Source organism: Streptomyces sp. NPDC058373 (assembly GCF_042723275.1).
In the GTDB taxonomy this organism is placed as follows: domain Bacteria; phylum Actinomycetota; class Actinomycetes; order Streptomycetales; family Streptomycetaceae; genus Streptomyces.
Map to the genome: position 1 here is coordinate 93,000 of NZ_JBHXJE010000019.1, position 9,629 is coordinate 102,628.

The 9,629-nt window shown below is 71.8% G+C and carries 9 protein-coding genes; 8 read left to right on the plus strand and 1 reads right to left on the minus strand.

Translation table 11 applies throughout. The annotated features are described in order from the left end of the window. Positions 1 to 58: 58 nt before the first annotated feature. The 7 genes from sufD to dapD all read left to right on the plus strand — a co-directional run bounded on the left by sufD (position 59) and on the right by dapD (position 5,788). Positions 59 to 1,258: a Fe-S cluster assembly protein SufD gene (gene sufD / locus ACFWMZ_RS14250; protein WP_383175469.1), complete on the plus strand. Its 1,200-nt coding sequence runs from the start codon at positions 59 to 61 to the stop codon at positions 1,256 to 1,258. 5 nt (positions 1,259 to 1,263) lie between these two features. Further along, on the plus strand, positions 1,264 to 1,581 hold the full coding sequence (locus ACFWMZ_RS14255) for a bifunctional 3-phenylpropionate/cinnamic acid dioxygenase ferredoxin subunit (protein ID WP_383175509.1): 318 nt from the start codon (positions 1,264 to 1,266) through the stop codon (positions 1,579 to 1,581). Positions 1,582 to 1,588: 7 nt separating this feature from the next. Then, a complete protein-coding gene (sufC, locus tag ACFWMZ_RS14260; RefSeq protein WP_383201680.1) occupies positions 1,589 to 2,353 on the plus strand; it encodes a Fe-S cluster assembly ATPase SufC in 765 nt (254 codons plus the stop codon). Continuing rightward, positions 2,350 to 3,618, plus strand: coding sequence for a cysteine desulfurase (locus ACFWMZ_RS14265; protein WP_383175475.1), 1,269 nt, complete (start codon positions 2,350 to 2,352; stop codon positions 3,616 to 3,618). Before sufC ends, ACFWMZ_RS14265 begins: the two co-directional genes overlap by 4 nt. A gap of 10 nt (positions 3,619 to 3,628) precedes the next feature. Next, positions 3,629 to 4,105, plus strand: a complete 477-nt coding sequence (sufU, locus tag ACFWMZ_RS14270; RefSeq protein WP_383175478.1) for a Fe-S cluster assembly sulfur transfer protein SufU — start codon at positions 3,629 to 3,631, stop codon at positions 4,103 to 4,105. Next, the gene (locus tag ACFWMZ_RS14275) at positions 4,102 to 4,440 is read left to right on the plus strand and encodes a metal-sulfur cluster assembly factor (protein WP_003947436.1); all 339 of its coding nucleotides are present in this window, start codon (positions 4,102 to 4,104) and stop codon (positions 4,438 to 4,440) included. Before sufU ends, ACFWMZ_RS14275 begins: the two co-directional genes overlap by 4 nt. A 358-nt stretch (positions 4,441 to 4,798) precedes the next feature. Next, entirely contained in the window at positions 4,799 to 5,788 is a 990-nt protein-coding gene (dapD, locus tag ACFWMZ_RS14280) for a 2,3,4,5-tetrahydropyridine-2,6-dicarboxylate N-succinyltransferase (RefSeq protein WP_383175482.1), read from the plus strand. Positions 5,789 to 5,863: 75 nt separating this feature from the next. On the opposite strand, the gene ACFWMZ_RS14285 is transcribed toward dapD, so the two are convergent. Beyond that, entirely contained in the window at positions 5,864 to 7,726 is a 1,863-nt protein-coding gene (locus tag ACFWMZ_RS14285; protein WP_383201683.1) for an endonuclease/exonuclease/phosphatase family protein, read from the minus strand. Between the two features lie 253 nt (positions 7,727 to 7,979). On the opposite strand from ACFWMZ_RS14285, the gene ACFWMZ_RS14290 reads away from it, so the two are divergent. Beyond that, entirely contained in the window at positions 7,980 to 9,440 is a 1,461-nt protein-coding gene (locus tag ACFWMZ_RS14290) for a hypothetical protein (RefSeq protein WP_383201686.1), read from the plus strand. Positions 9,441 to 9,629 lie beyond the last annotated feature (189 nt).

Below are 9,629 nucleotides of genomic sequence, written 5' to 3' on the forward strand. Positions count from 1 at the left end.
CGAAGTCCTCCGGCTCGGTTCGCTGAGTCCGACGCAGAGAGAGAGCACCACGACAGCCATGGCTGAGGCCCAGAACGCCCCCGTCCAGGGGGGCACCGTGCCGGCGGGTTCCACCACCGCCGGTCAGATCGCGGTGGCCGCCGAGTCGACCGTCGCCACGCGCATGAGCGCACCCCCCTCGTACGACGTGGCCGACTTCCCGGTCCCGCACGGCCGCGAGGAGGAGTGGCGGTTCACGCCGCTGGAGCGGCTGCGCGGCCTGCACGACGGCAGCGCCGTCGCCGACGGCGGCATCCGTGTCGAGATCTCCACCCCCGAGGGGGTCACCCAGGAGACCGTCGGCCGCGACGACGCCCGCGTCGGCCGGGCCGGCAAGCCCGTCGACCGGGTCGCCGCCCAGGCGTACAGCGCCTTCGAGAAGGCCTCCGTCATCACCGTGCCCAAGGAGGCGCGGCCCGAGGAGCCGATCCGCATCACCGTGCACGGCGAGGGCGGCACCGCCTACGCCCACCAGGTGATCGAGCTCGGCGCCTTCGCCGAGGCCGTCGTGGTCATCGACCACACCGGTGACGCGGTCCTCGCCGCCAACGTCGACTACCTCCTCGGCGACGGCGCCAAGCTGACCGTCGTCGCCGTGCAGGACTGGGACGACAACGCCGTCCACGTCGCCCAGCACAACACGCTGGTCGGCCGCGACGCCTCGTTCAAGTCCGTCGTCGTCACCTTCGGCGGCGACCTGGTCCGGCTGCACCCGCGCGTCTCGTACGCCTCCACCGGAGGTTCGGCCGAGCTCATCGGCCTGTACTTCACCGACCGCGGCCAGCACCAGGAGCACCGCCTCCTGGTCGACCACAACCAGCCGCACTGCACCTCGAACGTCGTCTACAAGGGCGCGCTCCAGGGCGACGACGCGCACGCCGTCTGGATCGGCGACGTCCTCATCGAGGCCGCCGCCGAGGGCACCGACACCTACGAGATGAACCGCAACCTCGTCCTCACCGACGGCGCGCGGGTCGACTCGGTGCCGAACCTGGAGATCGAGACCGGCGAGATCGTCGGCGCCGGCCACGCCTCGGCGACCGGCCGCTTCGACGACGAGCAGCTCTTCTACCTGATGGCGCGCGGCATCCCCGAGACGGACGCCCGCCGCCTGGTGGTCCACGGCTTCTTCGCCGAGCTCGTCCAGCAGATCGGCCTCCCCGACGTCGAGGAGCGCCTCCTCGCCAAGATCGAGGCCGAACTGGAGGCCGCGGTCTGATGGCCATCGCGTACGTGAAGGCCTGCGCGCTGAGCGAGCTGGAGGAGGACACCCCCAAGCGGGTGGAACTCGACGGCACGCCGGTCTCCGTGGTGCGCACGGAGGGCGAGGTGTTCGCGATCAACGACATCTGCTCGCACGCCAACGTCTCGCTCTCCGAGGGCGAGGTCGAGGACTGCCAGATCGAGTGCTGGCTCCACGGCTCCGCCTTCGACCTGCGCACCGGCGAGCCCTCCGGGCTGCCGGCCACGCGCCCCGTCCCCGTATACCCCGTAAAGATCGAAGGGGACGACGTGCTCGTCTCCCTCTCCCAGGAGTCCTGAGGCACCCATGGCAACGCTTGAAATCCACGACCTGCACGTCACCGTCGAGGCCGACCACGCCACGAAGGAGATCCTCAAGGGCGTCGACCTGACCGTGAAGCAGGGCGAGACGCACGCCATCATGGGCCCGAACGGCTCCGGCAAGTCGACGCTCGCCTACTCCCTCGCGGGTCACCCCAAGTACACGATCACCGGCGGCACCGTCACCCTCGACGGCGAGGACGTCCTGGAGATGTCCGTCGACGAGCGGGCCCGCGCCGGCCTCTTCCTCGCCATGCAGTACCCGGTCGAGGTCCCCGGCGTCTCCGTCTCCAACTTCCTGCGCACCTCCGCCACCGCCGTCCGCGGCGAGGCCCCCAAGCTGCGTACCTGGGTGAAGGAGGTCAAGGAGGCCATGGAGCGTCTCCACATGGACCCCGCCTTCGCCGAGCGCAACGTCAACGAGGGCTTCTCCGGCGGTGAGAAGAAGCGCCACGAGATCCTTCAGCTGGAGCTGCTCAAGCCGAAGATCGCGGTCCTCGACGAGACCGACTCCGGCCTCGACGTCGACGCCCTGCGCGTCGTCTCCGAGGGCGTCAACCGCATCCGTGAGGGCGGCGAGGTCGGCGCCCTGCTGATCACGCACTACACCCGCATCCTGCGGTACATCAAGCCCGACTTCGTCCACGTCTTCGCGGGCGGCCGCATCGCCGAGTCCGGCGGCGCGGAGCTGGCCGACAAGCTGGAGGCGGAGGGCTACGAGTCCTACGTGAAGGGTGGCGCATCCGCGTGACTGTGGCCCATCAGGGGCTCTCCGGCCTCCTCGACACCGAGGCGATCCGCAAGGACTTCCCGATCCTGCACCGGGAGATCCACGACGGCAGGAAACTCGTCTACCTGGACAACGCGGCGACCTCGCAGACGCCCCGCCAGGTGCTCGACGTGCTCAACGAGTACTACGAGCAGCACAACGCCAACGTCCACCGCGGCGTGCACGTGCTCGCCGAGGAGGCCACGGCGCTGTACGAGGGTTCCCGCGACAAGGTCGCCGCCTTCATCAACGCCCCGAGCCGCGACGAGGTGATCTTCACCAAGAACGCCTCCGAGTCGCTCAACCTCGTCGCGAACATGCTGGGCTGGGCCGACGAGCCCTACCGCGTCGACGCCGACACCGAGATCGTCATCACGGAGATGGAGCACCACTCCAACATCGTGCCGTGGCAGCTGCTCTCGCAGCGCACCGGCGCGAAGCTGAAGTGGTTCGGGCTGACCGACGACGGCCGCCTCGACCTCTCCGACATCGACGAGATCATCACGGAGAAGACGAAGATCGTCTCCTTCACCCTCGTCTCCAACCTGCTGGGCACGCTCAACCCGGTCGAGAAGATCGTCCGGCGCGCCCAGCAGGTCGGCGCCCTGGTCCTCATCGACGCCTCGCAGGCCGCCCCGCACATGCCCCTGGACGTCCAGGCGCTCCAGGCCGACTTCGTGGCCTTCACCGGCCACAAGATGTGCGGACCGACCGGCATCGGCGTCCTCTGGGGCCGCCAGGAGCTGCTGGAGGACCTGCCGCCGTTCCTCGGCGGCGGCGAGATGATCGAGACCGTCTCGATGCACTCCTCGACGTACGCTCCGGCGCCGCACAAGTTCGAGGCCGGTACGCCGCCGATCTCCCAGGCCATCGGCCTGGGCGCGGCGGTGGACTACCTCAGCTCCATCGGCATGGAGAAGATCGCCGCGCACGAGCACGCGATCACCGAGTACGCCGTCGAGCGGCTGCTCCAGGTCCCCGACCTGCGCATCATCGGCCCGGCCTCGGCCGAGGACCGGGGTGCGGCGATCTCCTTCGCGCTGGGCGACATCCATCCGCACGACGTCGGGCAGGTCCTCGACGAACAGGGCATCGCGGTCCGCGTGGGACACCACTGCGCGCGCCCCGTCTGCCTGCGGTACGGAATTCCCGCGACCACGCGGGCGTCGTTCTACCTGTACTCCACGCCCGCCGAGGTCGACGCCTTGGTGGACGGCCTGGAGCACGTACGGAACTTCTTCGGCTGAGGGACGGGTCGTGAAGCTGGATTCGATGTACCAGGAAGTCATCCTGGACCACTACAAGAACCCGCACGGGCGGGGGCTGCGCGACGGTGACGCCGAGGTGCACCACGTCAACCCGACCTGCGGCGACGAGATCACCCTGCGGGTCAGGTACGACGGCGAGCGCATCGCCGACGTCAGCTACGAGGGGCAGGGCTGCTCCATCAGCCAGGCCAGCGCCTCGGTGCTGAACGACCTGCTCGTCGGCAAGGAGCTGGCCGAGGCGCGGAAGATCCAGGGCACCTTCCTGGAGCTGATGCAGTCCAAGGGCCAGATCGAGCCCGACGACGCCATGGAGGAGGTGCTGGAGGACGCGGTCGCGTTCGCCGGTGTCTCCAAGTATCCGGCGCGCGTCAAGTGCGCGCTGCTGAGCTGGATGGCGTGGAAGGACGCGACCGCCCAGGCCCTGGGCGAGGACGAGACCGACAACGCTGCGAGGAAGACGGCATGAGCGAGAACGCAGAGGCCACTCTGAAGCCCGCCTCGGAGGAGGAAGTCCGCGAGGCGCTGCTGGACGTCGTCGACCCTGAGCTGGGTATCGACGTCGTCAACCTGGGCCTGATCTACGGCGTGCACGTCGACGACGCGAACATCGCGACCATCGACATGACACTGACCTCGGCGGCCTGCCCGCTGACCGACGTCATCGAGGACCAGGCCAAGTCGGCCACCGACGGGATCGTCAGTGAGCTGCGGATCAACTGGGTCTGGATGCCGCCGTGGGGTCCCGACAAGATCACCGACGACGGGCGCGAGCAGCTCAGGGCGCTGGGCTTCAACGTCTGAGCGGGGGCACGCTGGGGCGTGCCTTGCGGGAGGCGGGGCTCACCGGTCGCGGCCGGTGGGGCCCGCCTTCTCGGCTTGGCCGGGCGGCGGGTTCGCCTTGGCCGGGCGGTGGCTGGGCTCGCTCTGGCCTCAAGCGCCGGCCGGGCTGGGGTGGGGTGGCCTCAAGCGCCGGCCGGGGCTGTTCTTGGCCTCAAGCGCCGGCCGGGCTGTTGGGTGGCGTGCTGTTCGTTGTGACGTGGCCGTCACTGATTGGGCTCAGGTGCCGGCCTGGCTCACTGATGGGCTCAGATGGTGGCCGGGCTTTGCGAGGGGCGGTGCCGGTTGGCTCGGGTGGGGTGGCGGCGGTTAGGTTGCCCTCATGACCGACACGACTGCTACTCGTACCACCGGCGCCGTCGCCGCCGGCCTGGCCACGCTCTCCAGTGACGGCGTGGTGCTCGACACCTGGTTCCCGGCGCCCGAACTCACCGACGCCCCCGGCCCCGCCGGCACCGAACGGCTCACCGCGACGCAGACCGCCGAATTCCTCGGCGAGGCCGCCGCGCAGACGCTGGGCGAGGACCCGCGCCGCGGGGTGGAGATCGTCGCGGTGCGTACGGTCATCGGCTCCCTCGACGACAAGCCGCTCGACGCCCACGACGTCTACCTCCGGCTCCACCTGCTCAGCCACCGCCTGGTGCGCCCGCACGGCCAGAGCCTGGAGGGCATCTTCGCCCACCTCGCCAACGTCGCCTGGACCTCGCTCGGCCCGGTCCCGGTCGACTACCTGGAGCAGGCCCGGCTCAACGCCCGCGCCGCCGGGCTGCACCTCCAGGTCACCTCGGTGGACAAGTTCCCCCGGATGACCGACTACGTCGCCCCCAAGGGCGTGCGCATCGCCGACGCGGACCGCGTCCGGCTCGGCGCGCACCTCGCCGCCGGCACCACCGTCATGCACGAGGGCTTCGTCAACTTCAACGCCGGGACGCTGGGCACCTCCATGGTCGAGGGCCGCATCTCCGCCGGTGTGGTCGTCGGCGACGGCTCCGACATCGGCGGTGGCGCCTCCACCATGGGCACCCTCTCCGGCGGCGGCGACGTCGTCATCTCCATCGGTGAGCGCTGCCTGGTCGGCGCCGAGGCCGGTGTGGGCATCGGCCTCGGCGACGAGTGCGTGGTCGAGGCGGGGCTCTACCTCACCGCGGGCACCCTGGTCACGCTCCCCGACGGCGAGGTCGTCAAGGCCCGCGAGCTGAGCGGCGCCTCGAACATCCTCTTCCGCCGCAACTCGGTCACCGGCGCCGTCGAGGGCCGCCCGAACAACGCGGTCTGGGGCGGCCTCAACGAGGTCCTGCACAGCCACAACTGATCCGGCGACCTGTCAGGTGTCCGACCGAACGGCCCGCTCCGAAGTTCCGGAGCGGGCCGTTCGGTCCGACAGGGCTCAGGGGCGGAAGCGGAGCACCTGCGGGTCGTGGTCGCTGTTCTGGTCGGCGAACTCGGCGTTGATGTGGACGCTGTCGTACCGGAAGTGCTTGACGGCGGGGCTGACCAGGATCTGGTCGAGGATCTGGCTGTTGCCCTGGTAGACGTACGAGTAGCGCTCGGCGCGCGGCAGGGAGAGGACGGCGGGCTTCAGGGCGCCGCCCGCGGTCAGGGCCTTGGTGGTGCCGGAGAACTCGAAGTCGTTGATGTCGCCGAGGACCAGGACCTTGGCCTTGCCGTCCGCCGCCAGCAGCTTCCTCACGAAGGTGTTGACGGAGGCCGCCTGCGCGTGGCGCTGGGTCTCCGAGGAGCGCGTGGGCGGCTGGCGGTGCCCGGCCAGCGGCTCGTCGCCGCCCTTGGAGGCGAAGTGGTTGGCCACCACGAAGACCCGCTCACCACGGAAGGTGAACTCGCCCGCCAGCGGCTTGCGGCTGTTCTGCCACGCCGTGTCGGCCGGGTCGACACGACCGGGGGAGTGGGTGAGGGCGGCGCCGCCGCGCTCGCGGACCACCCCGGTCGCGGTGGTCGCGTCCCCGCCGGGACGGTCGGTGAAGGAGACCCGCGCAGGGTTGAAGAGGAACGCCTGCCGGATGTTGCCGCCGGGCTCGCCGCCGTCCGCCTTGTCCACGGGGTCGATGGACCGCCAGTCGTAGCGCGGTCCGCCGGCGGCCACGACCGCGTCGGTGAAGCGGCGCAGGGTCTGCTCTGCGGAGACGGTGCCGTCGTCGGCCGGCCCGTTGTCGTCCTGGATCTCCTCCAGGGCCAGCACGTCGGGGGAGGCGAGGTTGGTCACCACGGCCCGCGCCAGCGCGTCGAACTTCTCCTGCGGGTCGCCGGGGTCGAGGTTCTCCACGTTGTACGTGGCCACCGCCAGCTCTCCGGCGGCCTGCCGCCGGGTCCGCTCCCGCTTCAGGCCCCCGCCCTTGACCTCGCCCAGCTCGCGGGCGGCCAGCGTGTACCCGCCGTACTGGTTGTAGTCGAGCGGTCCCTCGGTGCGGCCGGTGAGCCGGTCGCCCACGTCGGCCTGGGGGAAGGGGCTCTCCGCGGCCGGGGCCAGCTGCTGCACCTGGAGCCGCCCGGTGTTCTGCGCGGTGTACGAGCCGTAGACCGTGCCGCCGCGCGCGTTCGGCCGCTCGCCCGGCTTCACCGTCACCCACAGCTCGGCGTACGGGTCGGTGGCGCCGACCACTCGGGAGCTCCCGATGCGGACGTTCATGCCCTCCAGTGACTCGTAGAAGTCCAGGGCGTACGAACGAGGGCGCAGCGGAAGGGAGTTGATCGATCCCTGCGCGGCCGGGTCGCCCGCCGGGGTGTAGCGGGCCGGGACCGCGCGGGCGTCGACGACCCGGGCGGGCGGCAGCGGGTTGCCGGAGGAGACGACGGTGACCGTCGGCTGGGAGAGCTGGGTCAGCGACTGGTTGCCGCTGGAGGTGCCGCCCGGTATGTACTCGGTGACGGTGCCGGAGACCTCGACGGCGTCACCCGTCTTCACCGTCGGCGCGCCGCTGGTGAAGACGAAGAGCCCCTCGCTGGTGGCCGGATCACCGTCGGGCCGGGTCTCCTGGAACCAGAAGCCGCGCGAGCCGTAGCTCCGGACGCCGGTGACGACCCCGGGCACCGCGGAGACCCGCTGGCCCACCAGCGGCGAGGTTCTCGTGTCGCCCTGGATGTCGTGGATGCGCAAGGTGGCGTCGGCGGCGGCCGACGGCGATGCGGCCACCAGCAGGCCCGCGCCGAGCGCCGCCGCGCAGAGGGCCGCGACGGCGGGGGAGCGGCGCGTGAGGGCGGCGCGAGGGACGGGGCGGGCGGAAGAACCGGCCATGGAGGGCTCCGAACGTGACGAAGAACGGGACGGGGAACGAGAGGCGAGGAAAGCGGGAAGGAGCCGGCCCGCCGGGCGGCACCGGCCCCGGGTACGGCTCTACGCGCGTCAATCTCTTGGAGGGCAGGGGGAGTTGTCAAGGGACGCCAGATGTACTCCGGGTGACGCGGGCCGGAACCGGTCGGCATGCCCGCAAATCCGTCTACGCTGAACCGGCACCAGGACACGCCGCCGCACCGAGGAGAACCACCCGATGCCCGCTCAGCCCCCAGCCCTGCCCCCGGTCAGGCTCACCTCCGAGGCGGAACTGGCGAGGGACGCGCTCGCCACGCCGCTCCTGGGCCGCGCCGTGCGGCTCGCCCGCTGGGCGGGGCCCGCGACCCGGGTCGGCGCGGGCGGCGAACTCCTCGACGCGCACCTGCCCGAGGCGGCAAAGGTGCTGGGACTGCCCGCCGGGGACGAGGGCGAGGCGCAGGCGAGCGAGGCGTGGCGGATCGCCGTGGACACCGGCCTGGTCACCGTCGAGGACCCGGAGGAGGGTGACAGCGGCGAGGAGGTCCCGGGCACGGTCGAGGCCGGACCCGAGCTGGGACTGGTCACCGGCGGCAGCCCTCAGGACGTGGTGGGGATCTGGGAGGCGGCCCTGGAGACCGTCCTCGCCGACGCCGCCGTCCCCGACCTGGAAGGGCTGGTCGAAGCGGTGGAGGCGGGGGAGGAGTTCGACCTCGACGCGCTCGACTGGGATCCCGAGGGCGAGGAGGAACTGCTCGACCTGGCGCTCACCAACCTCTACGCGCTGACGCTGACCGCGGGCAGCGCCGGCCAGACGCCGGTGCCGCTGCCCGCCCTCGCCGCCACCATGGTCGCCTCGGACGAGCCTTTGGGTGAACCCTCCGACGAGGTCCTGGAGTTCGTCTCCGACACCATGATGCGGCTGGACGACTACTTCCGGGCGCTGGAGCTGATCGGCCTGGTGGAGTTCTGGCCGGTCGACGAGGAGCTGATGGCCGACGCCGACGAGGAGCCCGGGGCGCCCGAGCCGGACGAGGACATCAGCCGCTACGGCATGGTCCGCCTCACCGCGCTGGGCCGCCACGCCCTGCGGCTGCGGCTCGCCGAGGCCGGCCACGAGGCCCCGGTCGTCGGCGACCTGGCGGACAAGGGCGCCGACGCGCTCCTCGACGGGATCGCCGGGTACCCGCAGGAGGCCGTCCGCGACGAGCTCGCCGCCTGGCTCGCCGGACGCGAGGCCGCCGTGGCCGCCCGTGAACTGCTGGCCGCCGCCCGGGGCGCCGACGAGGGCGCGCCGCTGCGCCGGCTGCGCTGTCAGGAGGCGTTGTCGCTGGTCGGACTGGAGGCCGAGGGGGCGCTGCGGGAGGTGCTGGACGACCCGGAGCTGGGCGGGCTCGCCCGGGTGTGGCTGGCGGAGCGGGGCGCGGCCGACGTGCCGCCGCCCGCGCAGGAGCTGGTCTTCTGGCTGACGGTGGACACCCTCACGGCCCAACTGGCGGCGGAGGGCAACTCCGAGGAGCTGCGCGCGCTGGTGGAGGGGCTCGCCGACCAGCACAGCGGCTTCTTCGAGGCCGCCTGGCGGGTCGACCATCCCGCCACCGCCGACGTGCTGGAGGCGATGGGGCGGCTCCACCCCGACCGGCAGGTCGCGAAGGTGGCCCGTAAGGCGGCCTTCAAGGCGCGGTCACGCCAAGGGGCCTGAGCTCACGTAGGGGCGGCGGTCCCGCCGTGAGGGCGGTCTGCCTCTTCTACGGGCGGGTCGCCTACCGTGCGGGGAGAGCGAACGCCCCTGCGTGGGCCGGGCCTTGGCGGGTTGCACATGACGCGGCGGGGCGGGGGGGCCCCCCAGCAGAATGGGCGCCCCCCCGGGGGGGGGGGCGCCCCCCCCCCC

What these genes read in the sequence shown, in the direction of transcription:
- sufD (WP_383175469.1), top strand. Translation starts at nt 59, where the DNA reads ATGGCTGAGGCCCAGAACGCCCCCGTCCAGGGGGGCACCGTGCCGGCG.
- sufC (WP_383201680.1), top strand. Translation starts at nt 1,589, where the DNA reads ATGGCAACGCTTGAAATCCACGACCTGCACGTCACCGTCGAGGCCGAC.
- ACFWMZ_RS14275 (WP_003947436.1), top strand. Translation starts at nt 4,102, where the DNA reads ATGAGCGAGAACGCAGAGGCCACTCTGAAGCCCGCCTCGGAGGAGGAA.
- dapD (WP_383175482.1), top strand. Translation starts at nt 4,799, where the DNA reads ATGACCGACACGACTGCTACTCGTACCACCGGCGCCGTCGCCGCCGGC.
- ACFWMZ_RS14285 (WP_383201683.1), bottom strand. Translation starts at nt 7,726, where the DNA reads ATGGCCGGTTCTTCCGCCCGCCCCGTCCCTCGCGCCGCCCTCACGCGC.
- ACFWMZ_RS14290 (WP_383201686.1), top strand. Translation starts at nt 7,980, where the DNA reads ATGCCCGCTCAGCCCCCAGCCCTGCCCCCGGTCAGGCTCACCTCCGAG.